This window comes from Luteimonas deserti (assembly GCF_013425765.1).
GTDB lineage: Bacteria > Pseudomonadota > Gammaproteobacteria > Xanthomonadales > Xanthomonadaceae > Luteimonas > Luteimonas deserti.
In genome coordinates this window covers 271,536-298,151 of sequence record NZ_JACCJZ010000004.1, presented here as the reverse complement: position 1 = coordinate 298,151, position 26,616 = coordinate 271,536, and the positions used below count along the sequence as shown (strand labels likewise).

At 67.5% G+C, this 26,616-nt stretch carries 20 protein-coding genes and 1 pseudogene; 12 read left to right on the top strand and 9 right to left on the bottom strand.

The window, feature by feature from the left end; translation table 11 throughout:
- Positions 1-2: 2 nt before the first annotated feature.
- The 5 genes from H0E82_RS01950 to frmR form a co-directional block, all read right to left on the bottom strand.
- A complete protein-coding gene (locus H0E82_RS01950) occupies positions 3-437 on the bottom strand; it encodes a sugar transporter (protein ID WP_180543283.1) in 435 nt (144 codons plus the stop codon).
- A 157-nt stretch (positions 438-594) separates the two neighbouring features.
- Positions 595-1,425 carry an S-formylglutathione hydrolase gene (fghA, locus tag H0E82_RS01945; RefSeq protein WP_180543354.1) on the bottom strand — a complete coding sequence of 277 codons (831 nt, stop codon included), beginning with the start codon at positions 1,423-1,425 and terminating at the stop codon, positions 595-597.
- A 7-nt stretch (positions 1,426-1,432) separates the two neighbouring features.
- Entirely contained in the window at positions 1,433-1,771 is a 339-nt protein-coding gene (locus H0E82_RS01940) for a hypothetical protein (protein WP_180543282.1), read from the bottom strand.
- Positions 1,772-2,881: an S-(hydroxymethyl)glutathione dehydrogenase/class III alcohol dehydrogenase gene (locus H0E82_RS01935; RefSeq protein ID WP_180543353.1), complete on the bottom strand. Its 1,110-nt coding sequence runs from the start codon at positions 2,879-2,881 to the stop codon at positions 1,772-1,774.
- A 30-nt stretch (positions 2,882-2,911) separates the two neighbouring features.
- Positions 2,912-3,187, bottom strand: a complete 276-nt coding sequence (frmR, locus tag H0E82_RS01930; RefSeq protein WP_180543281.1) for a formaldehyde-responsive transcriptional repressor FrmR — start codon at positions 3,185-3,187, stop codon at positions 2,912-2,914.
- Positions 3,188-3,385: 198 nt separating this feature from the next.
- Here frmR and H0E82_RS01925 point away from each other — a divergent pair, with 198 nt between their 5' ends.
- The 7 genes from H0E82_RS01925 to H0E82_RS01895 all read left to right on the top strand — a co-directional run bounded on the left by H0E82_RS01925 (position 3,386) and on the right by H0E82_RS01895 (position 16,384).
- Positions 3,386-6,670 carry a helicase-related protein gene (locus tag H0E82_RS01925; RefSeq protein WP_180543280.1) on the top strand — a complete coding sequence of 1,095 codons (3,285 nt, stop codon included), beginning with the start codon at positions 3,386-3,388 and terminating at the stop codon, positions 6,668-6,670.
- Positions 6,667-7,344 (top strand): DUF4391 domain-containing protein, encoded by a 678-nt coding sequence (locus tag H0E82_RS01920; protein ID WP_180543279.1) that lies wholly within the window; start codon positions 6,667-6,669, stop codon positions 7,342-7,344. The genes H0E82_RS01925 and H0E82_RS01920 overlap by 4 nt, the downstream gene beginning before the upstream one ends.
- Positions 7,345-7,414: 70 nt before the next feature.
- Positions 7,415-9,292 (top strand): site-specific DNA-methyltransferase, encoded by a 1,878-nt coding sequence (locus tag H0E82_RS01915; protein WP_180543278.1) that lies wholly within the window; start codon positions 7,415-7,417, stop codon positions 9,290-9,292.
- 67 nt (positions 9,293-9,359) lie between these two features.
- On the top strand, positions 9,360-11,021 hold the full coding sequence (locus H0E82_RS01910; RefSeq protein WP_180543277.1) for an ATP-binding protein: 1,662 nt from the start codon (positions 9,360-9,362) through the stop codon (positions 11,019-11,021).
- 48 nt (positions 11,022-11,069) lie between these two features.
- Complete coding sequence (locus H0E82_RS01905; RefSeq protein WP_235974124.1) at positions 11,070-14,234, top strand: type III restriction-modification system endonuclease; 3,165 nt, start codon at positions 11,070-11,072, stop codon at positions 14,232-14,234.
- A 244-nt stretch (positions 14,235-14,478) separates the two neighbouring features.
- Complete coding sequence (locus H0E82_RS01900) at positions 14,479-14,976, top strand: YciE/YciF ferroxidase family protein (RefSeq protein WP_180543276.1); 498 nt, start codon at positions 14,479-14,481, stop codon at positions 14,974-14,976.
- A 511-nt stretch (positions 14,977-15,487) separates the two neighbouring features.
- Positions 15,488-16,384 (top strand): manganese catalase family protein, encoded by an 897-nt coding sequence (locus H0E82_RS01895; RefSeq protein WP_180543275.1) that lies wholly within the window; start codon positions 15,488-15,490, stop codon positions 16,382-16,384.
- Positions 16,385-16,819: 435 nt separating this feature from the next.
- On the opposite strand, the pseudogene xth reads toward H0E82_RS01895, so the two are convergent.
- Both xth and ppc read right to left on the bottom strand, forming a co-directional pair.
- Positions 16,820-17,611 (bottom strand): annotated as a pseudogene (gene xth / locus H0E82_RS01890) (exodeoxyribonuclease III); the annotation flags it as partial.
- A 94-nt stretch (positions 17,612-17,705) separates the two neighbouring features.
- Complete coding sequence (ppc, locus tag H0E82_RS01885) at positions 17,706-20,420, bottom strand: phosphoenolpyruvate carboxylase (RefSeq protein WP_180543273.1); 2,715 nt, start codon at positions 20,418-20,420, stop codon at positions 17,706-17,708.
- Between the two features lie 137 nt (positions 20,421-20,557).
- On the opposite strand from ppc, the gene H0E82_RS01880 reads away from it, so the two are divergent.
- The gene (locus tag H0E82_RS01880; RefSeq protein WP_180543272.1) at positions 20,558-21,022 is read left to right on the top strand and encodes a hypothetical protein; all 465 of its coding nucleotides are present in this window, start codon (positions 20,558-20,560) and stop codon (positions 21,020-21,022) included.
- 52 nt (positions 21,023-21,074) lie between these two features.
- On the opposite strand, the gene H0E82_RS01875 is transcribed toward H0E82_RS01880, so the two are convergent.
- Positions 21,075-22,439, bottom strand: a complete 1,365-nt coding sequence (locus H0E82_RS01875) for a glutamate--cysteine ligase (RefSeq protein WP_180543271.1) — start codon at positions 22,437-22,439, stop codon at positions 21,075-21,077.
- Positions 22,440-22,569: 130 nt separating this feature from the next.
- Positions 22,570-23,238: a ribosome biogenesis GTP-binding protein YihA/YsxC gene (gene yihA, locus H0E82_RS01870; RefSeq protein ID WP_180543270.1), complete on the bottom strand. Its 669-nt coding sequence runs from the start codon at positions 23,236-23,238 to the stop codon at positions 22,570-22,572.
- Positions 23,239-23,369: 131 nt separating this feature from the next.
- Here yihA and H0E82_RS01865 point away from each other — a divergent pair, with 131 nt between their 5' ends.
- From H0E82_RS01865 to H0E82_RS01850, 4 genes are read left to right on the top strand one after another with little or no spacing between them, the layout of a single operon-like run.
- On the top strand, positions 23,370-24,272 hold the full coding sequence (locus tag H0E82_RS01865; protein WP_180543269.1) for a c-type cytochrome: 903 nt from the start codon (positions 23,370-23,372) through the stop codon (positions 24,270-24,272).
- A gap of 41 nt (positions 24,273-24,313) precedes the next feature.
- On the top strand, positions 24,314-24,949 hold the full coding sequence (locus H0E82_RS01860; protein WP_425600302.1) for a thiol:disulfide interchange protein DsbA/DsbL: 636 nt from the start codon (positions 24,314-24,316) through the stop codon (positions 24,947-24,949).
- 51 nt (positions 24,950-25,000) lie between these two features.
- Positions 25,001-25,813, top strand: coding sequence for a thiol:disulfide interchange protein DsbA/DsbL (locus tag H0E82_RS01855; protein WP_180543268.1), 813 nt, complete (start codon positions 25,001-25,003; stop codon positions 25,811-25,813).
- An 11-nt stretch (positions 25,814-25,824) separates the two neighbouring features.
- Complete coding sequence (locus H0E82_RS01850) at positions 25,825-26,610, top strand: endonuclease/exonuclease/phosphatase family protein (protein ID WP_180543267.1); 786 nt, start codon at positions 25,825-25,827, stop codon at positions 26,608-26,610.
- Positions 26,611-26,616: the final 6 nt, after the last annotated feature.

Below are 26,616 nucleotides of genomic sequence, written 5' to 3'. Positions count from 1 at the left end.
CGTCAGCGCAGCACTCCGCGGGCGGCCATGCGCTGGGCGAACACCAGCAATGCGGCGGCCACGCCCACCAGCAGCACCGGAAAGCCCAGACTCGCAAGGCCGCCGATCGCCCAGGCCGGCGTGGTCGCGTAGCCGGCGACGATCTGCAGCAGCAGCGCGGCCAGCGCGATCGCGAACACCGGCGCCGCCCAGCGCCGGCGCAGCAGCAGTGCCGCCGCACCCAGCGCACCGCCGAAGGTCGCCAGCGCGTAGAACAGGTACAGCCAGGCCGGTGTGGCCTCGTAGATCGCGCGCCGCTCCGGCGGCATGGCCTGCAGGGCCTCCGCCGGAAGGGCCAGCTGCATGACGAAGGCGGCGACGCCGATCAGGTTCCAGATCAGGGCGAGCACACCGACCACACGCAGGCGACGCAGCGGGCGGCTGGAGGACGTGGACATGGGCCTTCTCCGGAACGATGACCGTCAAGCCTACGCCGGCGGCGCGGCCCGGGCGATCGCACGGCGGCTGGTCCCGTCGCCGCGGCCACCGTCGATGCGGGATCCGCACCGGAGGAAGCACCTCCGCCCCTCCGCCCCTCCGCCAGACGCCGGCCGCTCAGGCGTGCAGGGCGGCGGCGTGGTGGGCGATGTGCTCGCCGATGAAGCTCGCGATAAAGTAATAGCTGTGGTCGTAGCCCGGTTGCAGGCGCAGGGTCAACGGATGTCCCACGGCCTCGCACGCGGCCTGCAGCAGCTGCGGCCTGAGCTGGTCGTCGAGGAATTCGTCGGCATCACCCTGGTCCACCAGCAGCGGCAGGCGTTCGGTCGCCGTTTCCACCAGAGCGGTCGCGTCGTAGGCGCGCCACGCCGCGCGGTCGTCGCCCAGGTAAGCGCCGAACGCCTTCGCGCCCCAGGGCACCCGGCTCGGCGCGACGATCGGCGAGAACGCCGAAACACTGCGATAGCGGCCGGGATTGCGCAACGCGATGACCAGTGCGCCGTGCCCCCCCATCGAATGGCCGCTGATCGCGCGCGCGCCGCTCGCCGGCAATCCGCCTTCGATCAGCGCGGGCAGCTCGTGCACCACGTAGTCGTACATGCGGTAGTGCGCCGACCACGGCGCCTGCACGGCGTCGACGTAGAAGCCCGCGCCCTTGCCGAGGTCGTACCCGTCCGCATCGGCCACGTCATCGCCGCGCGGGCTGGTATCGGGCGCGACCACGATCACCCCGTGCTCGGCGGCATAGCGCTGCGCGCCGGCCTTGGTGATGAAGTTCTGCTCGTTGCAGGTCAGTCCGGAGAGCCAGTACAGCACCGGCAGCCGGCCGTGCGCGGCCTGCGGCGGCAGATAGACCGCGACGCGCATCGTGCAGCCGAGGGTGTCGGAGGCGTGTTCGTAGACGTCCTGCCAGCCGCCGAAGCAGGCGCGGTGTTCGATGCGTTGCAGCGTCATGTCAATCGTCGTCCCGTGCGGTCGGAAGGCGGATCTCGAAGGTGCGGAGCACGCGCGGGTCGCCCCGTGTCTCGATGCGCGAGCTCGCGGCAAGCGCGTGGATGCGCAGTGCGTAGACCAGCTCGGGCAGGTCCTCGTGCGCATCCGGCGCGGCAAGTACCAGGCCGGTGGTGATCAGGCCCGCCGGCTTCCAGCTGCGGTCGAGCGCGGCCAGGATCGCCTGATCGATCTGGTGGAGGTCCGCATCGTCCAGGCGCGCGATGGCGTCGCGCGCCTCCTGTTCGGACGGCGTGTCGGCGAGGGCGGCGGCCAGCGCCGCCTGATCGGTGAGCGCGCCCACTCAGTACTGCACCACGGAACGGATCGACTTGCCTTCGTGCATCAGGTCGAAGGCCTCGTTGATCGCATCCAGCCCCATCGTGTGGGTCACGAACGGTGCCAGTTCGATGTCGCCCTTCATCGCGTCCTCCACCATACCGGGCAACTGCGTACGGCCCTTCACTCCACCGAACGCCGTGCCGAGCCATTTGCGGCCCGTCACCAGCTGGAACGGACGCGTGCTGATTTCCTGACCGGCGCCGGCGACGCCGATGATCACGCTCTGGCCCCAGCCGCGGTGCGCGCATTCGAGCGCGGCGCGCATCACGTTGACGTTGCCGATGCACTCGAACGAATGGTCGACGCCCCAGGTGGTCATCTCGACGATGACCTGCTGGATCGGCGTGTCGAAATCCTTCGGGTTGATGCAGTCGGTCGCGCCGAATTCCCTGGCGAGTTCGAACTTCGACGGGTTGGTGTCGACCGCGATGATGCGGCCGGCCTTGGCCTGGCGTGCGCCCTGGATCACCGCGAGGCCGATCCCGCCCAGGCCGAACACGGCGACGCTGTCGCCCTCCTGCACCTTGGCGGTGTTGTGCACGGCGCCGATGCCGGTGGTCACGCCGCAGCCGAGCAGGCAGACATGCTCGGGGTTGGCATCCGGATTGATCTTCGCCAGCGAGACTTCCGCGACCACGGTGTACTCACTGAAGGTCGAGCAGCCCATGTAGTGGTAGATCGGCTGACCGTTGTAGGAGAAGCGCGACGTGCCGTCGGGCATCACGCCCTTGCCCTGGGTGGCGCGCACGGCCACGCACAGGTTGGTCTTGCCCGACTTGCAGAACAGGCACTCGCGGCATTCGGCGGTGTAGAGCGGAATCACGTGGTCGCCCGGCTGCACCGAGGTCACGCCCTCGCCCACCTCCACCACGATGCCGGCGCCTTCGTGGCCGAGCACGGCCGGGAACAGCCCTTCGGGATCCTCACCCGACAGCGTGAACGCATCGGTGTGGCAGACGCCGGTGTGGGTGATCCGCACCAGCACCTCACCGGCCTTGGGCGGGGCGACGTCGATCTCGACGATCTTCAACGGTTCGCCTGCGGCGAACGCGACGGCGGCACGTGATTTGATGCTTGTGGACATGGGCAACTCCTGGACGTCCTATTTCAGATAGGTCCGCACCAGCGCGACGGCATCGTCGACGCTGGCGCGGCGCTGTTCGGGCGAGTCGGCGGGCTGACCGAGTTCCTCGCGCAGATGGCTTTCGAGCACCCCCGACATCACCCCGTTGACCGCGCCGCGCAGGGCGGCGAGCTGCTGCAGCACCGGGCCGCAGTCGGCGCCAGCCTCGAGCGCGCGCTCAAGCGCATCCAGCTGCCCGCGCATGCGGCGCACGCGGGCAAGAACACGCTTCTTCTCTTCGGCGGAATGCGGCATGAGTCCGGCCTATATACTCGGGGGGAGTATACAGACCTCGCGGTGCTACGTCAGTGTTTCCCGCTGGTGACACGTACACGCTCGCACTAAGCGCCGGCCCTACGGGATGGGAATAGACGGCGTCGCGCTTCGCCCGTACCTCGCCGACAAGCTCGACGCGCAGGCTATGCTTCGACGACGCAGCAAGGGAGGGCACGCTTGGAACTCATCGACAACATCAACCATCGGCTTGGCGATGACTTCAAACGATCGATCAGGCCAGGCGGTCAGCTCAAGATCGCGGCCTCCACCTTCTCCATCTACGCCTTCGAAGCCTTGCGCGACGAGCTTGAGAAGATCGAGAGCCTCGAGTTCATCTTCACGTCCTCCGCGTTCGTATTGGAGCAGGCGACCGACAAGGTGACCAAGCAACGCCGCGAATTTCATATTCCGAACGGCGAGCGGGAACGCAGCTTCTTCGGAAGCGAGTTCGAGATCCGGCTCAAGAACAAGCTCACGCAACGCGCGGTTGCGCGCGAGTGCGCCGATTGGATGCGACGCAAAGCCAAGTTCAGGTCCAACCGGGGTGCGGCGCCCATGCAGCAGTTCGCCTGCCTGCGCACTGCGGAAGAACATGCCGTCTACCAGCCACTCCACGGCTTCACGGCGGTCGATCTCGGATACCAGCCGGGCGATGCGGTCTCCAACTACGTCACTCGTTTCAACGAAGCGCCGCACACGCAGCAATTCCTGGAGTTGTTCGACCGCATCTGGCACGACGACAGTCGCGTGGAGGACGTCAGCGAACGCCTGCACGACCATATCGCATCGGTGTATCGGGAGAATTCCCCAGAACGGATCTACTTCTTCCTGCTCTACAACATCTTCAGCGAGTTCCTCGAAGACCTGAGCGAGGACGTTCTGCCGAACGACCGTACGGGCTATCAGGACACCTTGGTCTGGAACAAGCTGTTCAACTTCCAGCGCGATGCCGCGACAGGAATCATCAACAAGCTGGAGACCTACAACGGCTGCATCCTTGCCGACAGCGTTGGCCTGGGCAAGACCTTCACCGCACTGGCAGTGATCAAGTACTACGAGCTGCGCAACAAATCGGTGCTGGTGCTGTGTCCCAAGAAGCTGGCGGACAACTGGATCACCTTCAACCGGAATCTCAGGACCAATCCATTCGTCGCCGACCGCTTCAGCTACGACGTGCTGTGTCACACCGATCTGCAGCGCGATCGCGGCGAATCCCTGGGCATGCCGCTGGATCGCATCAACTGGGGCAACTACGACCTTGTCGTCATCGACGAGTCGCACAACTTCCGCAACAACGATGCGTTCAAGGACCGGGAAACCCGCTACCAGAAGCTGATGCACCGGGTCATCCGCCAGGGCGTCAAGACCAAGGTGCTGATGCTGTCGGCCACGCCGGTCAACAACCGCTTCAACGATCTGCGCAACCAGCTGGCGTTGGCCTACGAAGGCAAGGAAGAAAACCTGCGCAGCCGCCTCGGCTCGAACCGCAGCGTGCAGGAGATCTTCAATAGCGCCCAGGGCGCGTTCAACACCTGGTCGCGGCTGCCACTAGACGCTAGAACGCCCGATGCGATCCTGGCGATGCTCGACTACGACTTCTTCGACCTGCTCGACAGCGTCACCATCGCGCGGTCGCGTCGCCACATCGAGACCTTCTACGACACGACCGACATCGGTCACTTCCCCGAGCGACGCAAGCCGATTTCGATCCACTCGCCGCTGACCGCGCGCGATGACGTCATCGGCTTCAACGCCATCTTCCAGCAGCTGTCGCAGCTGAAGCTCGCGGTGTATGCGCCCGTCAGCTACCTGCTCCCGAGCCGGGTGAAGAAGTACGAGGCGTTGTACGACACCGAGGTCGCCGGCGGCGGCGGCACCTTCAAGCAGGCGGACCGTGAGAAGAGCCTGCAGCGGCTGATGACGGTGAACCTGCTCAAGCGCCTGGAGAGCTCGGTCGAGGCGTTCCGCATGACATTGCGGAAGCTGCAGGACACCCACACCGAGACCTTGTCGCGCATCGAGCGCTTTCTGCAGGGCGCCGGCGACCCCGGCATCCTCGACCTGGTCGACGCCCTGGAGAATGCCGAACCGGACGCCGATGAGCTGCCCGATGCCGACCAGAGCATCGGCGGCAAGATCCGGATCGATCTCGCCGACATGGATCTGCCGCGCTGGCAGCATGAGTTGACACAGGATCTGGCCGTGATCGGCGCCCTGTTGGACGAAATGGCCAAGGTTCCCCCGGAGGATGACGCCAAGCTGCAACACCTCTTGGCCCAGATCGAAGTCAAGCTCGCCGCGCCCTTCAACACCGGCAACCGCAAGGTGCTGGTCTTTACGGCATTCGCGGATACCGCGCACTATCTCTACCGTCAGCTGAGCGCCCCGCTGCTGCAGCGCCACCAGCTGCACACCGGCATCGTCACCGGCTCCGATGCACCGCGCACGACGCTGGGCAAGGGCTACGACTTCCAGAGCGTGCTCACGCTGTTCTCGCCCCGCGCGAAGCAGAAGGACCAGCGCCTGCCTGACGAGCCGGGCGAGATCGAGGTACTCATCGGCACCGACTGCATCTCCGAAGGCCAGAACCTGCAGGACTGCGACTGCGTCATCAACTACGACATCCACTGGAACCCGGTGCGCATCATCCAGCGCTTCGGCCGGATCGACCGCATCGGCTCGCCCAACGCCAGCATCCAGCTGATCAACTTCTGGCCCGACATCACGCTGGACGAGTACATCAACCTCAAGGAGCGGGTGGAAAACCGCATGGTCATTTCCGACGTGGTGGCCACGGCCGACGACAACGTGCTGCGCCACGGCGCCAACGACAACGACGTGGCCTACCGCAAGGAACAGCTGCGCCGCCTGCAGGACGAAGTAATCGAACTGGAGGATGTCCGCACGGGCGTGTCCATCACCGATCTTGGGCTCAACGACTTCCGCATGGATCTGCTCAACCATCTGCGGCACAGCGACGGGCTCGGCAGCCTGCCGACCGGCCTGCATGCGGTGTTGCCGGCGGATCCGCCGCGCGGCCTCCACCCCGGCGCGATCTTCGCGCTGCGCAACCGCAACCACGGGGTCAACATCCAGCAGCTCAACCGGCTGCATCCCTACTATCTGGTCTACGTGAGCGACGCCGGCCGCGTCGTGGCCGACCACACCCAGGTCAAGCAGATCCTCGACATCGCACGCGCGTCCTGCAAGGGCCGCGACGCGCCCCTCGCCCCCGCCTGTCGCCTGTTCAACCGCGCCACCGACGACGGCCGCGACATGACCGCCTATTCGCGCCTGCTCGATCGCGCCATCGAGGCCATCATCGACCGCAAGGCCGATCAGGACATGGACACCCTGTTCGGCAGCCCCACCACGACGGCGCTCACCGACGCCATCGCCGGCCTCGATGATTTCGAGCTGATCTGCTTCCTCGCGGTCCAGGCGATGCCGCAGGCTGCATGAGCGCCGTCGTCTTCGACTGGCCGCCCGCCACCCGCGTGGACCGCGCCATCAGCAAGACCGAGGTGCTGGCCCGCGCCGGCAAGCCGCCCGGCCTGCGCGAGCGCGTGACCCGGGAGCTGGCGGAGATCAGCTGGGCCTGCAAGCTCGCCACCACCACCCTCAACCTGCCGCCCGGCGGCCTGCCGGAGTTTCAGGTCTTCCGCCTGCGCCTGAAGCCGGGCGTGGCGACCGCCAGCGAGCCGCTGCTGCGCGCCATCGATCTGGCCATCCCGTCCCCGTTGCTGTTCGAAGTGACGGGCGATGCAGGCACCTGCACGGTGGGGGCACCCAAACGTGCCAGTGCGGCCACCGCCGGCAAGCAGGTTCTGGGGGCCTACATCGCGGGGACGTGGGTGGCCGCCGAGGCCGCTCGCCACCCGTTGCCGGTCGCGCTGGATCTCGCCGGCCTGCATCAGGCGCTGATGCGCGCCCTGGTCCCGCTGGCCGGGCGCCGCGGCGAAACGCTCGATGCCCTGCTCGCACGTCTCGCCGCCGTGCGGCTGGCCGAACGCGACGGCGCCCGGCTGCAGGCCAGGCTGCACGCCGAGACGCAGTTCAACCGCAAGGTCCAGATCAACCAGCAGCTGCGCGAGGCGCAACGTCGGCTCGCGCAACTGCGCGAGCCGGGCGAATAGACCCGCGGCCGGCGCCATAATGCCGGGCTGCGCGCCACAGGCGCAGCGGCCGATCACTGAAGGAAGCTCGATGGACAGATTGAAGATGCACTCGCCCGACCTTGTCGCCGCCAACATCGATCGGCTCGCCAAACTGTTTCCGGGTTGCGTGACCGAGCGCCAAGGCGCGGACGGCACGCTTCAGCGGGCGATCGATTTCGATCTGCTGCGCCAGGCGCTGAGTGATCACCTCGTCGAAGGTCCGCAGGAACGCTACCGGCTGGACTGGCCCGGCAAGCGCGAGGCGCTGCTGGCCGCGAATGCGCCGATCGCCAAGACCTTGCGCCCGTGCCGCGACGAGAGCGTGGACTTCGACACCACGCAGAACCTGTTCATCGAAGGCGACAACCTGGATGCGCTCAAGCTGCTGCAGGAGACGTACCTGGGCAAGGTCAAGCTGATCTACATCGATCCGCCCTACAACACCGGCCGCGATTTCATCTACGACGATGATTTCAAGGACGATGCCGAGAGCTATCTCGCCCAGTCCAATCAGACCGACGAAGCAGGCAGGCGCCTGATCGCAAACACCGAGGCGAACGGTCGCTTCCATTCCGATTGGCTGAGCATGATTTATCCGCGCCTGCAGTTGGCCCGAAATCTCCTGAGAAACGATGGCGTTGTCTTCATCTCGATTGACGATCACGAGGTCGACAACCTGCGCAAGGTTTGCAGCGAGGTGTTCGGCGAAGAAAACTTCGTAGCACAGATCATCTGGCAGAAGGTTTACGCACCAAAGAACACTGCGGACTGGTTTTCTGAGGACCACGACTATCTGCTCGTATACGCGCGCGAGAAGTCGAAGTGGCGGCCACAGCAACTCGCCCGGACGGAAGCAATGGAGGCCCGCTACAAAAACCCTGACAACGACCCGCGCGGGCCGTGGAAGGCAGCGGACATGTCGGCTCGAAACCGATATGACGCAGGTATGTATGCCGTCACCAGCCCAACCGGCCGCGTGATTCCCGGGCCGCCCACAGGGCGCTACTGGGTCACCGACGAGGTGAAGTTCAAGGCGCTCGATGCAGACCGGCGCATCTGGTGGGGTGCTGAGGGCAACAACACGCCTGCGGTGAAGAAGTTTCTATCCGAGGTGTCCGGTGGTCGCACGCCGCAGACTCTCTGGCCTTACTCAGAAGTCGGCCACACCCAAGACGCCAAGAAGACCCTGCTCAAGTACGTGCAGTTCGAGCACACGGAGAATGTGCTGAACTCCGTCAAGCCAGTGGAACTGTTGCAGCGCGTCCTGCAGCTCGCAGGCGAACCGGATGCGGGGGATGTGGTGCTGGATTTCTTCAGCGGCAGCGCATCCACTGCCCATGCCGTGCTCAAACAGAACGCAGAGGATGGTGGCAACCGGCGCTTTATCGGCGTACAGATCACCGAGCCTCTGCCGAAACCGGAGCCGGGCATGGCGTCGATCTTCGAGATGGGGCTGCGGCGCATCCGCAATGTCGGTCAGGACTTGCGTGACACCCATCCCGACACAACGACCGACACCGGCTTTCGCGTTCTCAAGATCGACACCTCCAACATGGCCGAGGTGTACTACCGCCCCGACGAGTTGAAGCAGGACGACCTGCTCGGCCAGATCGACAACATCCGCCCGGGCCGCACGGCCGAGGATCTGCTGTTCCAGGTGCTGCTGGACTGGGGCGTGGATCTGGCATTGCCGATCGCTCGCGAGGACATCGGCGGCCGCGAGGTGTTCTTTGTCGACGGCAATGCACTGGCCGCGTGCTTCGCGGCCGACGGCAGCGTCGACGAGACCTTCGTCAAGCAGCTGGCCGCGCGCCAGCCGCTGCGCGTGGTGTTCCGCGATGCCGGCTTCGCGAGCGACAACGCGCGGGTCAATGTGGAGCAGATCTTCAAGACCCTGTCGCCCTCCACCGAAGTCCGGACTCTGTGAGACGACCATTTTCGTGACGTCACGAATATGGTCCGACGCATAGAACTCGCAGATCGCTGAGGCGCACATGGACAAGACCGAGCTGCAAGCGTTGCTGGCCGAGCTGATCGCCCGCTGGGAGAGCGAGGTGGTGGAGTTCAAGCAGGCCACCGACGCCTTCGGCACTGACGATATCGGCAGGTACTTTGCTGCGCTGGCCAATGAGGCCAACCTGCGTGGGGCCGAGTGCGGCTGGCTGATCTTCGGCGTGAACAACCGCACCCGCGGCGTGGTGGGCACCGATTACAGGCCGGAGGCCGGGCGCCTGCACTCGCTGAAGATGCAGATCGCCCAGAACAGCGACCCGCGCATCACCTTCCGCGATATCCATGAGCTGCATCACGCAGACGGCCGCGTGCTGCTGTTCCAGATCCCTGCCGCGCCCCGTGGCATGGCGATCGCCTGGAAGGGGCACTACTACGCGCGCGCCAGCGAGAGCCTGGTCCCGCTGGGCCTGGACAAGCTGGACGAGATCCGCAACCAGACCTTGGCCCAGGACTGGACCGCGCAGGTGGTGGCGGGCGCCACGCTGGATGACCTGGACGAGGCCGCAACGCACAAGGCGCGGGATTCGTTTGCGCAGAAGCACGCCAACCGGTTTGCCGCCGACGAGGTCGCTGCGTGGCCACTGGCGACCTTTCTCGATCGGGCACGCCTGACGCAGGACGGCGCGATCACCCGCACGACCTTATTGCTGCTGGGGAAGCGGGAGGCGTCCCATTGGCTCAATCCAAACCCGGCGCAACTGACCTGGAAACTGGAGGGCCAGGAGCGCGCCTATGAGCATTTCGCGCCGCCTTTCCTGCTGAGCACAACGGCGCTCTACCAGCGCATCCGCAATGTGCAGCTGCGCATCCTGCCGCAGGATAAGTTGATCCCGGTCGAAGTTGCCAAGTACGACCAACGCATCGTGCTGGAGGCCTTGCACAACTGCATTGCCCATCAGGACTACACCCGGAATGGCCGGGTGGTGGTGACCGAGCGGCCGGACCGGCTGCTGTTCGAGAACGTGGGCGGCTTCTTCGAGGGACAGCCTGACGAATACATCGGGGGCGAGAAAACCCCGCTCCGCTACCGCAATCCATTTCTGACCCAGGCCATGTCCGAGCTGAACATGATCGACACCATGGGGTATGGCATCCATTCGATCTACCAGGGGCAGGTACGCCGCTACTTTCCGCTCCCGGACTACGATCTGAGTGAGTCACAAGCCGTGAAGATGACCCTGTATGGGGGCGTGGTCGACCCCGCATACAGCCGTCTTCTGATTCAGAACACCGACCTGCCGTTGGCCGATGTCCTGGCGCTGGATCGCGTGCAGAAGAAGCTTGCCATCCCGGATGATGCCGCCGGTCGTCTGCGCCGGACTGGGCTCATCGAGGGCCGCAAGCCGAACTATTTCGTCTCGGCCTCGGTTGCGAAGGCGACGGCCAGCGTGGCGGACTACATCCGCACGCGGGGGCAGGACGACGCGTTCTATCTCAAGCTGATCACCGACTACCTGACGCTGAAGAGCGAGGCCAGTCGCGCCGATTTCAACCAGTTGCTGCTGGACAAGCTGAGCGACGCGCTGAGTGACCAACAGAAGGCGCGGAAAATCAGCGGTCTTCTCACCAAACTGCGGAAGCAGGGCGCGATCGTGAATGCCGGGTCCGATACAGCCCCCAGGTGGAAGTTGACGAGACCATGAAAGAGCCAGGAAAGAGACAACCCCGCTTGACCCATACAAATCAACCAGTTGCATCTCTTTCTCGCGCAGGCTTCAAAGAGCCCACAAAGAGCAGCCCCAGTCCGCATGAAGCTCAAGTTCAAAGTCCAGCCCTACCAGACCGCCGCCGTCGAGGCCGTGGCCGACTGCTTCCAGGGCCAGCCCATGGCGGACCCGGCGGCCATGCGCTACCGGGTGGATCCGGGCCGGGCCGCCGAAGGGCAGACCGAGCGGCTGCTGGAACAGGCGGGCTTCCGCAATGCACCGCTGCAGCTCAATCGCGCGCAGCTGCTGGACAACATCCAGCGGGTGCAACGCCAGCAGAACCTGCCGGTCTCACCGGATCTGGTGGCCAGCCCGCCCTGTGACATCAATCTGGATGTCGAGATGGAGACGGGCACCGGCAAGACCTACTGCTACATCAAGACCATGTTCGAGCTGCACCAGCGCTACGGCTGGAGCAAGTTCATCGTGGTGGTGCCGTCGATCGCGATCCGCGAGGGTGTGGCCAAGACGCTCGCCATCACGGCCGATCACTTCCTGCAGGCCTACGGCCGGAAGGCCCGCGCGTTCATCTACAACTCCAAGAGCCTGCACGAGCTGGAGAGCTTCTCGTCGGATGCCGGCATCAACGTGATGGTCATCAACGTGCAGGCCTTCAACGCCACCGGCAAGGACAACCGCCGCATCTACGAGGAGCTGGACGCCTTCCAGTCGCGCAAGCCGATCGACGTGATCGCGGCCAACCGGCCGATCCTGATCCTGGACGAGCCGCAGAAGATGGAGGGCAAGAAGACGCTGGAGTCGCTGAAGGCGTTCCAGGCGATGGTGCTGCTGCGCTACTCGGCCACCCACAGGACCACGCACAACAAGGTCCACCGGCTTGACGCGCTGGATGCCTACAACCAGAAGCTGGTCAAACGCATCGCGGTGCGCGGCATCACCGTGAAGGGCCAGACCGGCACGCACGGCTATCTTTATCTGCAGGACATCCGGGTGTTCCCCAGCAAGGCGCCCAAGGCGCGCGTCGAGATCGAGGTGCGGCGCAAGACCGAGATCAAGCGCGAGCTGCGGACACTGCGCAAGGGCGACAACCTGTTCGGACTCTCGGGTGAGCTGGACCAGTACCGCGAAGGCTATGTGGTCAGTGACATCGACGCGCGCGACGGCACCGTGCATTTCAACAACGGCGTGGTGCTCGATGCCGGCGAGGCGGTGGGCGACGTGCACGAGGATGTGCTGCGTCGGATCCAGATCCGGGAAGCGATCAGCGCCCACTTCGAGCGCGAGCAGGTGCTGTTCCATCGCGGCATCAAGGTGCTGAGCCTGTTCTTCATTGACGAGGTGGCGAAGTACCGCGACTACAGCCGCGAGGACGAGCGCGGCGAGTACGCGCGCATCTTCGAAGAGGAGTACCGGGATGCACTGAACCGCGTGCTCGAACTCGATCTGGATGCCGGCAGCCGCGACTACCACCGCTATCTGCAAGGCATCGACCCGGCACGCACCCACAACGGCTACTTCTCGCAGGACCGCAAGAGCAAACGGCTGGTCGACCCGAGCGTGAAGCTACGGGGCGAAGAAGCCGGGCTATCCGACGATGTCGACGCCTACGATCTGATCCTGAAAGACAAGGAGCGTCTGCTGTCGCTGGACGAGCCGGTGCGCTTCATCTTTTCCCACTCGGCGCTGCGCGAGGGCTGGGACAATCCCAACATCTTCGTGATCTGCACGCTCAAGCACAGCGACAACACGGTGTCGCGCCGGCAAGAAGTGGGTCGCGGCTTGCGCCTCGCCGTGAACCAGCACGGCGACCGCATGGATCACACGACCACCGTGCATGAGATCAACGTGCTGACCGTGGTGGCGAATGAAAGCTACAAGGATTTCGTGGCAGGGCTGCAGAGGGACATCAGCGACACACTCTCAGACCGCCCGCGGGTGGCGGACGAGGCCTACTTCACCGGAAAGGTGCTGGCCGCACCCGATGGCGGGGTCGACGTGACACCGGTCATGGCACGACAGATCTACCGCTACCTGCTCAAGCACGACTACATCGATGACCATGCCACCATCACCGCGGACTACCACGCGGCGCGGGCGGCGGGCACGCGCGCCGCGTTGCCAGCCGAACTGCAGCCCTACGCTGCACAGGTGTTCGAACTCGTGGACAGCGTGTTCACGCAGGCGCTGCTGCCCACGCCGGAGGACGGCCGCAAGGGGCAAATCAACCGTCTGAACGAGAACTTCCACAAGCGCGAGTTTCAGGCGCTATGGAACCGGATCAATCGGAAAGCGGCGTACACCGTACATTTCGACAGCGACGAACTCGTGGGCAAGTGCATCGCGACTCTGGACAAGGAACTGCATGTACAGCCGCTGCAGTACACGGTGGTATCGGGCCAGCAGCAGGACGGTATCGACGCGGACGCACTGAAGAAAGGAGACGGATTCCGGGTCAGCGAAAGCCGCATCGACAAGCACCGGGCCTCGGTGCACTCGGGGGTGCGCTACGACCTCGTCGGCAAACTGGCGGAGGCCACCGTGCTGCGGCGTGCGACCGTCGCCCGCATCCTCTCCGGGATCGCTCAGCCCGTGTTTGCACAGTTCCGGAGCAACCCCGAAGGCTTCCTGAGCTTGGCCACCCGCCTGATCAAGGAGCAGAAAGCCGCTGCCGTCGTGGAGCACCTGGCCTACGACCTGCTGGAGGATCGCTGGGATGCCGACATCTTCACCATGGCGCAGCGCCGCGTGGATTTCGGCCGCGTCGTGGGCCGCGCTGACCACGCCGGAAAACTGGCTCCTCTGACCAAGCACGTCTTCGACTACGTCGAGATCGACGGAGACTCGTCGATTGAGCGCCAGTTCACGACGGATCTGGAGACCGGGAACGAGGTTGTGGTGTATGCGAAGTTGCCGCGAGGCTTCGCCATCCCAACACCCGTCGGTGATTACAACCCCGACTGGGCCATTGCGCTGCAGGACGGCGACGTCAAGCACATCTACTTTGTCGCCGAGACCAAAGGCACGATGGCGAGCATGGAACTTCGCGGAATCGAACTGGCCAAGATCGAGTGCGCCCGGCAATTTTTTCATGACCTCGACCACGCCACTGCGTCAGATCGCGTGCGCTACGAAATGGTTGATAACTTTGAGCGGCTCCGCATTATGCTCTCGACCGTCGAAGTAGCTTAGTCGTATTCGCAAACCCCTGACAGCCATTGATATCGCTGGTAAAAGTGCGGCAGAGCAGCCTCGTCAACGCGAGGTAAGAAATTTTTATTTAGCGTCGCGACTGAAGAGCCTGGCAGCCCTTCTCGCACTCCCAATGGGAGCATGTCAGGCATGCATGAACACACGTCTTGCTGCTCGCGCGGCTCACGTGCGGCTCACGAGCGCTGCCTTCCAATCGCCCGTCCTCACCCCCGGAGTTCCCGCTATGGCCGTCAAGACGCTCGAAGATCTCTTCATCCATGAACTCTCCGACATCCATTCCGCGGAGCGGCAGATCACCAAGGCACTTCCGCGCCTGATTCGCGCATCGAGCAATCCGGAGCTGGCAGCCGCGTTCGAGGCCCACCTCGAGGAGACCGCGGGCCAGATCGAGCGCCTCGATCAGGTGGTGGAACTGCTCGGCATCCGGCTCAAGCGCATCAAGTGCGCGGCGATGGAAGGCCTGGTGGAAGAGAGCAAGGAAGTCATCGACGAGATCGAGAAGGGCCCGCTGCGCGACGCCGCGCTGATCGGGGGCGCGCAGAAGGTCGAGCATTACGAGATCGCCTCCTACGGCACCATCTGCGCGCTCGCCAAGCAGCTCGGCTACAACGATGCGATCAAGCTGCTGCAGGCGACGCTCGAAGAAGAAAAAGCCACCGACGCCAAGCTGACCCTGCTGGCCGAATCGGGCGGCAACCAGGACGCCGCCGACGCGGGCTGATGCATGGCGCGACGTCCGGCCGCACCTGGCCGGACGTCGTTGCGCAGGTGCGCAGGCATGAGGTGCGGCGCACACGACCCGACCGTGGGGCCATCCGTCGCGCCGACGCCTACAACGCTGCAGTCGGCGACGCACTGCGCGTACACGACGGCCAGGGCCGCACCCGGTCCGTCCACGTCGACCGGTCGATGGGGCCAAGACCAGGCAACGGTCCATCTATCGGCATGGCCTATCGCAATGCGGTGCATGCCGGCCATGCGCAACACGGCCGTCGCATGTCCATTGCGCTGCACGTGCATGTCGACCCGGGATCACGCGTTCCGTTGAAGCGTGATCGCATGACGCGATCGACCCCTTCGATCGCCCGTTTCCGGTGCACGCACACGTGTGCGAGCCATGTACGGCAAGTGTTTCGCACCGCCGGCGCAGACCGTCTGGAATCTCATGCGCCGGTCATCGCGGCGGCCCTAGCGTGGGCAGCCCCGTCAGGCCCACAGAGGACTCCCTCCCGATGTTCATGCACAACAAGAAACTCCAGTACACGGTCCGTGTCGAGCAAGGCAATCCGCAGCTCGCCACGCTCATGCTCGAACAGTTCGGCGGACCGCAGGGTGAGCTCGCCGCGGCGATGCGCTACTTCACCCAGGCCCTGGCCGAGGACGATCCGGGCCGCAAGGACCTGTTCTTCGACATCGCGACCGAGGAGCTGAGCCACCTCGAGATCATCGGCTCGATCATCACTATGCTCAACAAGGGCGCCAAGGGCGAGCTCGCGGAAGGCATGGAAGAAATGGCCGACATGCGCAATCTCACCGGCAACAGCACCAGCCAGACCCAGGCCATCCTGTACGGCAACGGGCCGGCGCTGGTGAATTCGAGCGGCGTGCCGTGGACCGCGGCCTACATCGACACCATCGGCGAGCCGACGGCGGACCTGCGTTCGAACATCGCCGCCGAGGCGCGCGCCAAGATGGTCTACGAGCGGCTGATCAACCTGACCACGGATCCGGGCGTCAAGGATGCACTGACGTTCCTGATGACCCGCGAGGTCGCGCACCAGAAGTCGTTCGAGAAGGCGCTGTACGCGATCACGCCCAACTTCCCGCCGGGCAAGCTGCCGGGCGATCCGGCCTTCACCGATCTCTACTTCGACATGTCCCAGGGCGAAGGTGGCGACGTGCGCGGCCCGTGGAATTCCGGCGAGCTGTGGGAGCGGGTGGAAGACCGCGATGCTCAGTGCGCGGTCGACGGCGGCGACGGCAGCGCCACTGTACTGCTGGGTGAACGCGAGCTCCAGGCGGTCAACGCCTTCGCCGAGCGCACCGCCTCGGTGCCGGATTCCGATCCGCTCACCGGCGCGGAACTCGGCGCCGGCCCCGGCGCGGGTGCGGTCAAGACCCAGCGCTGACGCAGTGCCTGTGCCGCCCGCCTCACGGCGGGCGGCACGGTCGTGTCGGGGGATCGTGCTCCGCCGCGATCTCCACCCAGGTCGGCGCGTGGTCGCTGGCCTTTTCTTGCCGACCTGTGTCACTGCTGCGTAACGCGGCGCTGGGCCCGCCGCGGGTACGACCAAGACCCAACCCCGATACAGCGCCGCTGCCGCCCGCCTCACGGTGGGCGGCGGCGCCGTGCCGGGGGATCGCGTGCTCCACCGCGATCTCCACCCAGGTCGGCGCGTGGTCGCTGGCCTTCTCTTCCAGACGTATCCACTGATCGACCGTGGCGGCCGCGGACGGCACCGGATTAAGCAGCAGGTACGGGTACGGGTACGGCCAAGACCCAGCCCCGATACAGCGCCGCTGCCGCCCACCTCACGGTGGGCGGCAGCGCCGTGTCAGGGGATCGCGTGCTCCACCGCGATCTCCACCCAGGTCGGCGCGTGGTCGCTGGCCTTTTCTTCCAGACGCATCCACTGATCGACCCCGGCGGCCTCGACGGCCGCGGACAACACCGGATTGAGCAGTAGGTGGTCGATCCGAAGCCCGCGATCGCGCTCGGCGTGCTGGCGGAAGTGATCCCAGAACGTATAGACCGGCGCGTCCTCGAACAGGGCACGCAGGGTGTCGGTCCAGCCCTGTTCGAGCAGCTGCGCATACGCGGCGCGCACCTCGGGCTGGATCAGTGCGTCGCGACGCCAGGCGTTCGGGTCGTAGACGTCGATGTCCTCGGGAATCACGTTGAAATCGCCGATCAGCGCCACCGGATGCGGCAGTCCGACGAGTCCGCGTGCATGGGCGGCCAGACGACGCATCCAGGCCAGCTTGTAGTCGAACTTCGGGCCCGGGCGGGGATTGCCGTTGGGCAGATAGAGGGCGCCCACCAGCACGCCATGCACCGCGGCCTCGAGATAGCGGCTCTGGGTGTCGGCAGGATCGCCGGGCAGTCCACGCCGGCTCTGCACCGGCGTCGTGCCGCGCCCCAGCAGGGCCACGCCGTTCCATGCGCGCTGGCCATGCCACAGCGCGCCGTAACCCGCGTCCTGGATCGCCTCGAGCGGAAAGGCCTCGTCGCTCGCCTTGAGCTCCTGCAGCGCGACGATGTCCGGACGCGTGGCCTCGAGCCAGCGCAGCAGATGCGGCAGCCGCGACGTGATGCCGTTGACGTTGTAGGTCGCGATGCGGAGGGTGGCAGCCATCGGCAGGCGGGCGTGTCGGGGGATGGGCGTCCACGCTAGGTGGGGCAGCGGCAGCCCGGGGTGAAGGCGCGCGCATGCACGGCGGCGCCCATCGCTAACCGGTGTTCTGGATCCCGGCGGCGATGCCGTTCACCGTCGACACCAGCGCACGCAGCAGAGCCTCGTCCTCGCGCGCCGCCTCGCGCCAGCGGCGCAGCAGTTCCACCTGCAGCAGGCTGATCGGATCGACGTAGGGATTGCGCAGGCGGATCGACAGCTGCAGCCGGTAGTCGTCGGCCAGGAGCACGTCCTGGCCCTTGAGCAGCAGGATCGCATCGCGCGTGCGCAGGCATTCTTCGAGGATTCCGGGGAAGAAGGCCTCGTGCGCCTCGCCGGACAGGCGGGAGTAGCGCTCGAAGATGGCGATGTCGGTCTTGGCCAGCAGCATCTCCACGTCGTCGAGCATGGCGCGGAAGAACGGCCAGTCGCGCACCATCTCGGTCATCGTCTGCTGGCCGTAGGTGCGCAGGCCGTGTTGCAGCGCGGTGCCGATGCCGTACCAGCCGGTCAGGCCGGAGCGGTTCTGCGCCCAGGCGAACACCCACGGAATCGCCCGCAGATTGGAAATCCCGCCGTCGCGGCGACGTGACGGGCGCGAGCCGATCTGCAGCCGCTCGATCACGTCGATCGGCGTGGCCGTGCGGAAATAGTCCGGGAAGTCGGCGCGCTCGTGGACCAGCGCGCGGTAGTGGGCGCGCCCGACCGCAGCGAGGTCCGTGGCGATGGCGCGCCAGGTGTCTTCGCGCGAGTCGGCCGGTCGTGGCCGCAGCGTGGCCTGCAGCACCGCGCCGGTGGCCTGCTCCAGGTTGCGCAGGGCCAGCGCGCGAATGCCGTAGCGGCGATGGATCACCTCCCCCTGTTCGGTCACGCGCAGACTGGCGTCGACCGATCCGCGCGGGGCCGCGACGATCGCGCGCTCGGTCTTGCCGCCGCCGCGGCTGACCGAGCCGCCGCGTCCGTGGAAGAACACGATGCGCACGCCCGCCGCCTGGGCCAGCGCGGTCAGTTCGACCTGGGTGCGTTGCAGTGCCCAGCGCGAGGCCAGCAGGCCGCCGTCCTTGGCACTGTCGGAATAGCCCAGCATCACCGTCTGCCGGCCGCCGCGCGCCGCGAGATGGGCGCGGTAGCGCGGATCGTCGAACAGTGCACGCATCACCCCCGGCGCGGCCTGCAGATCGTCGACGGTCTCGAACAACGGCGCCACGTCCAGCGGCACCTGGTCGTCGATCACGCAGCCGGCGATGCGCGCCAGCGCCAGTACCGCCAGTGCATCGGCCGCGCTGCGCGCCATCGAGATGATGTAGAGGCCGGTGGCCTGGTCGCCGTGGCTGCGGCGCAGGTCGAGCACCGCGCGGAATACGCCGAGGGTCGAGGCCACGCTGTCGTCGTCGGCGGCGGCCTGCGGCGGAGCATCGAGCATCGCGTGCAGCTGCTGCACGCGGCTGTCGACGCTGCGCGCCGTCCAGTCGCCGCCGTCGATGCGCCCCAGCACCTCGTCGTGCACCGCCGAATCCTGACGCAGGTCGAGCGCCGCGAGATGGAAGCCGAACGTGCGTGCGCGCCACAGCAACCGTTCGAGGGCGAAACGCCCGGCGTGTTCGCCACGGTGCGCGCGCAGGCTCGCGTCCATGCGTGCGAGGTCGGCGATGAACTCGCCCGCATCCGCGTAGCCGGCGCGGTGGTCGGCATCGGTGAGCCGCAGGCGCAGCTGCATCAGATCGAGCAGACGCCGGTAGGGCATGTCGGCATGGCGCGGGTTGAGCGCCGCGTCGGCGTCCGGCAGCAGGCGCCTGTACTCGTCCGCGCGTGCCGGCACGGCGTCTTCGATGCGCGCACGGCCCAGGGTCTGGGTCAGCACGTTGCCCAGCGCGCGCAGGTCGCGCCGGTACTGCGCGAGCGCCTGCGTGCGCTGCGCGCCGAGCGCGGCGCGCATCGTGTCGGCATTGACGTTGGGATTGCCGTCCATGTCGCCGCCGACCCAGGTGCCGAAGCGCAGCACCCGCGGCAACTCGGGCCGCTCGCCGTAGACCGATGCGATCGCGTCGCCCAGGGTCTCGTAGAACACCGGCAGCACGCGGTAGAGCACGTTGGAGAGGTAGTAGCCGACATGCTCAACCTCGTCGGCGACGGTCGGCTTGCGGGCCGGCGATTCGGAGGTCTGCCACGCCGAGGTCAGCGCCAGCACGATGCGCGCATCGTCGGCGCGGCGCTCGGTGGGAGTGCGCTCGCGGTCGATGTCGGCGATCAGGCGCTCGACGATCGTGCGTTCCTTCTCCAGCAGCACCCGTCGCACCGCCTCGGTGGGATGCGCGGTGAACACCGGCTCGACCTGCAGTCGCGCCAGACACGCCTGCAACGTCTCCAGCGTGACGCCGGCGTCCTTGAGCGCGCGCAGGGTGGCCTCGAGCCCGCCGGGCTGCGGCCCGTCGCCGGCGCGCTGGTAGTGGCGCCGGCGACGGATGCGATGCACGCGCTCGGCGAGATTGATCGCACCGAAGTAGGCCGCGAACGCACGGACCAGCGCGTCGGCGTCCTCCAGCGACACCTGGGCCAGGCCGTCGGCGAGGGCGTCGACCGGTGCGCCGGTCTCGCGACGCGCGATCGCCTCGCGGCGTACGCCTTCGACCTGGGCGAGCAGTCCGGGGGATACCTGCTCGGCGAGCATGTTGCCGACCATCGCGCCAAGGCGGCGCACGTCGTCGCGCAGCAGGACGTCGGTTTCGGAGAATTCGAGCTGGTCGCGCAGCGGCGCGTCTGGACTTGGCTTCATGGTCCGAGAGTAGCGCAGCGTGCGCACGCATCCGGTGGCGGCCCCCGGCTTGTCGACGACCGCGGCCTGGCCCATGCTTCGCGCGCCGCCGGCGCCCGAGGCGCAGGCCCCTTCTCCAGACCGCCAAGGACATGCACATGCGCACCCCGATCTCGACGATGGCACGGACACTCGCGACGCTCGTCGTCACCGCCGGACTGGCGGCCTGCCAGCAGGCCCCCGCCCCGGCCCAGGCCGACGGCACCGCGACGCCCGCACCGGCAGCGGCATCGGCCGGCGCCACGCTCGATCCGGTGCTCGCCGAACCGCGTGTGGGCGATGTCTACGCCGCGGAACTTACCCATTTCTCGGGTGTGGATTTCTCCGGCGCCAGCCCTGGCGAAGCCGCGTTCGGGCTGATGCGGGTGGTCGAGGTCGGCGACGAGCGCATCACCCTCAACACCGAGACGGGTGCATGGCCGAAGGCGCGTGGCGCGATCAACGAGCTGCGCGGCGACCAGGCCGAGATCAACTGGGACGAATCGGAAAAGATCGAGATCTATCGGCGCGAGCTGCCGCAGCTGGTGGCCGAGGGCAAGATCCTCGAAGCACGCCGGATGTGATCCCGGCGCGCCGGGCGGTGCCTGCGCCACACGGCGCAGGCACGGGCACGGCTCAGTAGGCGAACTCGCGGAACACGCGGTCGATGTCCCCGGCCCAGGCGCCGTGGAACAGTTCGAGCTTGCGCTCGGCCGGCGTCTGGCCGGATTCGGCGATCTCGATCAGCGTATCGAGGAAGACCCGCTCGTCCTGTCCATGGGCATTGTGCCGGGCACGGCGCTGCAGGCCGGAGGCGGCGATCTTCAGCGCCTCGACCGCGAGGTCGCGCAGCGTGCCACCGCGGAACGGGGTCTTCAGCGCGTGCCGCGCCACGTCGTCGCGCAGGGCGTTGCGCTCGGTCATGGTGAAGTCGCGCACCAGATCCCAGGCCGCATCGAGCGCGGCATCGTCGTAGAGCAGGCCGGTCCAGAACGCCGGCAGCGCGCACAACCGGTTCCACGGCCCCCCGTCGGCACCGCGCATTTCCAGATACTTCTTCAACCGCACTTCGGGGAAGGCGGTGGTCATGTGGTCGTTCCAGTCGCGCAGCGTGGGCAGCTGACCCGGCAGCACCGGCAGCGCGCCGCGCATGAAGTCGCGGAAGCTCTGGCCGGCGGCATCGTGGTAGGTGCCGTCGCGGTAGGAGAAGTACATCGGCACGTCGAGCAGGTAGTCGACGTAACGCTCGTAGCCGAAGCCGTCCTCGAACACGAAGTCGAGCATGCCGGTGCGGTCGGCGTCGGTGTCGGTCCAGATGTGCGAGCGGTAGCTCAGGTACCCGTTGGGCCTGCCTTCGGTGAACGGCGAGTCGGCGAACAGCGCGGTCGCGATCGGCTGCAGCGCCAGCGACACGCGGAACTTCTTCACCATGTCGGCTTCGGTCGCGTAGTCGAGATTGACCTGGACCGTGCAGGTGCGGGTCATCATGTCGAGGCCCAGGTCGCCGACCTTGGGCATGTACTCGCGCATGATCCTGTAGCGGCCCTTGGGCATCCACGGCATGTCGTCCCGGCGCCACTTCGGCTGGAAGCCCATGCCGAGGAAGCCCAGGCGCAGTTCGTCGGCGACGCTCTTGACCTCGAACAGATGCGAGCCGACCTCGCTGCAGGTGTCGTGGATCGTTTCCAGCGGCGCGCCGGAGAGTTCCAGCTGGCCGGCCGGCTCCAGGGTCACCGAGGCGCCGTCCTTGAGCAGGGCGATCGTCCGCCCACCTTCGTCGACCGCGTCCCAGCCGAAGCGGGTGAGCCCGCGCAGCAGCGCCTCGATGCCGCGGTCCCCGTCGAAGGCGGGCGGGCGCAGGTCGTCGAGCTGGAAACCGAATTTCTCGTGCTCGGTGCCGATGCGCCAGGCGGCAGGCGGTTTCTCGCCGGAGGCGAGCACCTCCACGAGCGTCGCACGGTCGGTGATCGGGGTGTCGGCGACGTGGCTGGGGCTGGACAAGATGGGGACTCGCGATCGGGCATCGCCCGCAGGCCGGCACTATAAGCGCCCGGCCAGCCGGTGTCGGCCCCGCCCGCGGTGTCGCAGTGTTCCCCCTGCGACGCGCGGTGACGCGTCGCGCGGCGCCCGCTCAGGACCCGGCGGTGTCGCCCGGGTCCGCTGCGCGTGGCACGCGAGCCGCCGCGGGGCGCGCGCCGATCTCCAGCCAGCGCGCGATCACGCCACGCGCCTCGTCGACACCGACCCTGGACTCGCCCGAGAAGGTCTGCACGCTGACCTTGTCGCCGTGCTCGGCCTGCAGCTCCTTGCGCACCGCCTGCAGCGTGTTGCCGGCCGCGCCGCGGCCCAGCTTGTCGGCCTTGGTCAGCAGGGCGTGCGCCGGCATGCCGTGCTCGACGGCGAAGGCGATCATCTGGCGGTCGTATTCCTTGAGCGGATGGCGGATGTCCATCACCACCACCAGGCCCTTGAGCGCTTCGCGCTCCCGGAAGTACCGGGCCAGGAACGCCTGCCAGTGCGCCTGCAGGTCCCGCGGCACCTTGGCGTAGCCGTAGCCGGGCAGGTCGACCAGGTAGCGGTTCTCGTGTGGCGGCAGATCGAAGAACACCAGCTGCTGGGTGCGCCCGGGCGTCTTGGACACGCGCGCCAGGGCGTTCTGCTGGCATAGCGCATTGAGCGCACTGGATTTGCCGGCGTTGGAGCGGCCGGCGAACGCGACTTCGAAGCCGCCGTCGGGCGGGAGCTGCTGCGGCGTATGGGCGGCGAGCCTGTAGCTGGCGCGGGCAAAGGGATTGGACATGCGCGATAGCTTGGCACGGCCGGACCCGCGGCGTCCGGCCCTGTTTGACCGCCCCGACCCCGCCACACATACTTTCCCGACTCGTGGCCCGGCATCTCCGGTCGCTGCGTCGAAGATCTCGGAGCCCAGCAATGCGCCACGCTCGCGCCTTTGGTATCGCCGGTCTTGCCGCCCTCGTGGTCGGTGCTGTCGCCTTTGCCCAGTCCACCATCCAGCCGTTGCCGGATGCCCCGCCGGTGGAAACCAGCGACCTCGACACCAATGCGGTGACCGAGCTGACCAAGGCCCGCCCGGGCGATCCGCAGAAGGGCGCCCAGCTGGCCGGCGCCTGCGCGGCCTGCCACGGGCTGGACGGCAACGCCGACATCGACCCCACGCTGTATCCGCGCATCGCCGGACAGAGCGAACGCTACGTCGCGCGCCAGCTGGCGCTGTTCAAGAGCGGCGAACGCTTGAGTCCGATCATGCAGCCCTTCGCCATGCCGCTCAGCGCGCAGGACATGCGCGACCTGGGCGCGCATTACGCACGCGAGCGCAGCGGCGCCGGTATCGCCGACGACGCGGTGGTCGAGGCCGGTCCCTACGCGGGTCGGCGGTTCTACGAGATCGGCCAGGCCCTGTTCCGCGCCGGTGATCCGGAGCGCGGACTTCCGGCCTGCATGGCCTGCCACGGGCCTGCCGGCGCGGGCAATCCCGGCCCGGCGTATCCGCACGTCGCCGGCCAGCAGGCCTGGTACAGCTCGGCGCGTCTGTACCAGTACCGGGCCAACGAAACCCTGGAAGCGGACCGTCATCTGTTCGACGTGATGGCGTCGGTGGCCCGCACGCTCACCGACGAGGAGATCGAAGCCCTGGCCAGCTACATGCAGGGCCTGCACCCCCGCCCGGATCCGGCCATGCTCGCTGCGATCGAGGCCCAGGCCGCGGCCATGCCGGCGCCCGCCGCGGCGCCCGAGGCGCAGCCCGTGCCGACCACCGATCCGAGCGCGGACGCCGCGCTCGACACGGCCGCGTCCGCGCCCGACGCGCAGTGACACCGGCCTCCCGTCCGGCGCGGCGCGGGTTCGCCGCGGATCTGCGCCGGCGGGCGTTCGCCCTGCTGTTGCCCGTGCTCGCCGCGCTGCTGCCGGTGGGGGCCCAGGACCGCGAGCCGGTCGAGAATCTCGATTACGTGGTCATCGCGGATGGCCAGCCCTGGGAACCGCTGGCCGGGCAGGTCGAGGTCGTCGAGGTGTTCTCCTACGCCTGCGTGCACTGCTTCCATTTCGAGCGGCCGCTCGCCGCATGGCGCGCGACCCAGCTGCAGGACGTCCGCGTGACCCCGGTGCCTGCGGCGTTCGCCGCGGCCGATCCCTTCGCGCGCGGGTTTTTCGCCGCGCAGGCCATGGGCCTCGCGGCGCGCACCCATCGCGCGCTGTTCGCCGCCGTGCACGAGACCGGCCGCCTGCCGCGGTCGGGCGCCAGTCCCGGGGCGGTGGCCGACGTCTACGCCGAACACGGCGCCGGCCCGCAGGCGGCCTTTCTCGCCAGGATGGCCAGCCCCGCCACCGACGCCCGGCTGAACGCCGCGCGCGCCTTCGCGGTGCGCAGTGGCGTCGAAGGCACGCCGACACTCATCATCAACGGCCGCTACCGGGTCACCGCGCGCACGCCCGAGGACGCGCTGGCCATCGCCGGCTGGCTCGTCGCCCGGGAGCGCGCGCGGCGCTGACGCCGCCGCCACGTCCGACCGCCGACACTCACGATCCACGAGAGAACGCCCATGAAGCTCCGTCACGCCCTGATTCCGCTGTTCGCATCCGTGCTGCTCGCCGCCTGCAGCCAGCAGCCCGAGGTCGCCGCGCCGGCCGCATCCGCCGATGCCCCGGCCGCCACCGCGCCGGTTGCGCCGCCCGCGGCCGGGCCGGACGCCGGGACGCCCGCGACCGGGGTCGACGCGTCGTCTGGCGCCGAGACCGCGGATGCCGCGGCCGCGATGCCGGCCGCCGCCGGTCCGGTGCGTGCACCCGAGGGCCCGGCCCCGGTACTGGGGACCGACTATGTCGTGATCGAGAACGGCCAGCCGTTCGGACCCGGGGCGGGAATCGAGGTGGCCGAGGTGTTCGCGTACTGGTGCGGCCATTGCGCGGCCTTCGAGCCGCTGGTCGGCGCCTGGAAGGCGCGCCTGCCCGCCGACGTGCGCTTCGCCGCGGTGCCGGCGGTGTTCGACGAGCGCGACCAGTTCCCGCGGGCGTTCTTCGCCTCCGAGGCCATGGGCACGCTGGAGCGCACCCACGGCGCGACCTTCAACGCCGTGCACATCGAGCGCAAGCTGCGCCAGAACGCGGACGCCGACAGCATCGTCGCGTTCTACGGCAGCCTCGGTGTCGATCCGGCGCGCCTGCGCAGCACGATGCAGAGCTTCGCCGTCAACGCCAACCTCGGCCGCGCGCGCCAGTTCGCGGTGCGCAGTGGCGTCAACGCGACGCCCACCATCGTCGTCAACGGCAAATACCGGGTGACCGGCGGCAACTCGCTGGAAGACATCCTGCGCATCACCGACCATCTGGTCGCCATGGAGCGCGCGGCGCGGTAAGCGCCGCATCCGTGGCCGAGGCCCCCACTCCCAGGTCAGACGCGCCGCGCCGGCTCAAGCTGTTGAGCGCCAACATCCAGGCCGGCTCGAGCACGCGCCGCTACAGCGACTACGCCACGCGCAGCTGGTCGCACGTGCTGCCGACCGGCAAGCGCACAGCGCTGGACGCGATCGCCGCCCTCGCCGGGCGCCACGACATCGTCGGTCTGCAGGAGGCCGATCCGGGCAGCCTGCGGTCGGGCTTCACCAACCAGACCCACTATCTCGCCGAGCGCGGCGGCTTCGAGTACTGGAGTCACCAGCCCAACCGGCGGGTCGGCGCGGTCGCCTCGAGCGCCAACGGACTGCTGAGCCGTCTGGAGCCGATCGAGATCATCAACCACGCCCTGCCCGGCCGCATCGGCGGCCGTGGCGTGCTGCTGAGCCGCTTCGGCGAGGGCGACAGCGGTCTGACGGTCGCGGTCGCGCACCTGTCGCTCGGCGCGCAGTCGCGGCGCTCGCAACTGGCGTTCATCGCCGAGGTCATGGCCCACCACCCCAACGCGGTGCTGATGGGCGACTTCAACTGCACCTCGGACTGCGCCGAAATGGACGTGCTCTACCGCGGCACCGGCCTGCAGCCCCCGGCCTGCGCGGTGCACACCTTCCCGAGCTGGCGGCCGCAGCGTGCGATCGACCACATCCTGGTCACCCGCAACCTGCAGTGCGCCAACATGCAGGCGCTCCCGGCCGCGTTCTCCGACCATCTGGCCCTGTCCACCGAGCTGATGGTGCCGGCATCGGCCCTGCAGCGCTGACGCGCC

What these genes read in the sequence shown, in the direction of transcription:
- yihA (WP_180543270.1), bottom strand. Translation starts at nt 23,238, where the DNA reads ATGTCCAATCCCTTTGCCCGCGCCAGCTACAGGCTCGCCGCCCATACG.
- H0E82_RS01895 (WP_180543275.1), top strand. Translation starts at nt 15,488, where the DNA reads ATGTTCATGCACAACAAGAAACTCCAGTACACGGTCCGTGTCGAGCAA.
- H0E82_RS01915 (WP_180543278.1), top strand. Translation starts at nt 7,415, where the DNA reads ATGGACAGATTGAAGATGCACTCGCCCGACCTTGTCGCCGCCAACATC.
- H0E82_RS01950 (WP_180543283.1), bottom strand. Translation starts at nt 437, where the DNA reads ATGTCCACGTCCTCCAGCCGCCCGCTGCGTCGCCTGCGTGTGGTCGGT.
- frmR (WP_180543281.1), bottom strand. Translation starts at nt 3,187, where the DNA reads ATGCCGCATTCCGCCGAAGAGAAGAAGCGTGTTCTTGCCCGCGTGCGC.
- H0E82_RS01865 (WP_180543269.1), top strand. Translation starts at nt 23,370, where the DNA reads ATGCGCCACGCTCGCGCCTTTGGTATCGCCGGTCTTGCCGCCCTCGTG.
- H0E82_RS01855 (WP_180543268.1), top strand. Translation starts at nt 25,001, where the DNA reads ATGAAGCTCCGTCACGCCCTGATTCCGCTGTTCGCATCCGTGCTGCTC.
- H0E82_RS01880 (WP_180543272.1), top strand. Translation starts at nt 20,558, where the DNA reads ATGCGCACCCCGATCTCGACGATGGCACGGACACTCGCGACGCTCGTC.
- ppc (WP_180543273.1), bottom strand. Translation starts at nt 20,420, where the DNA reads ATGAAGCCAAGTCCAGACGCGCCGCTGCGCGACCAGCTCGAATTCTCC.
- H0E82_RS01920 (WP_180543279.1), top strand. Translation starts at nt 6,667, where the DNA reads ATGAGCGCCGTCGTCTTCGACTGGCCGCCCGCCACCCGCGTGGACCGC.
- H0E82_RS01900 (WP_180543276.1), top strand. Translation starts at nt 14,479, where the DNA reads ATGGCCGTCAAGACGCTCGAAGATCTCTTCATCCATGAACTCTCCGAC.
- H0E82_RS01910 (WP_180543277.1), top strand. Translation starts at nt 9,360, where the DNA reads ATGGACAAGACCGAGCTGCAAGCGTTGCTGGCCGAGCTGATCGCCCGC.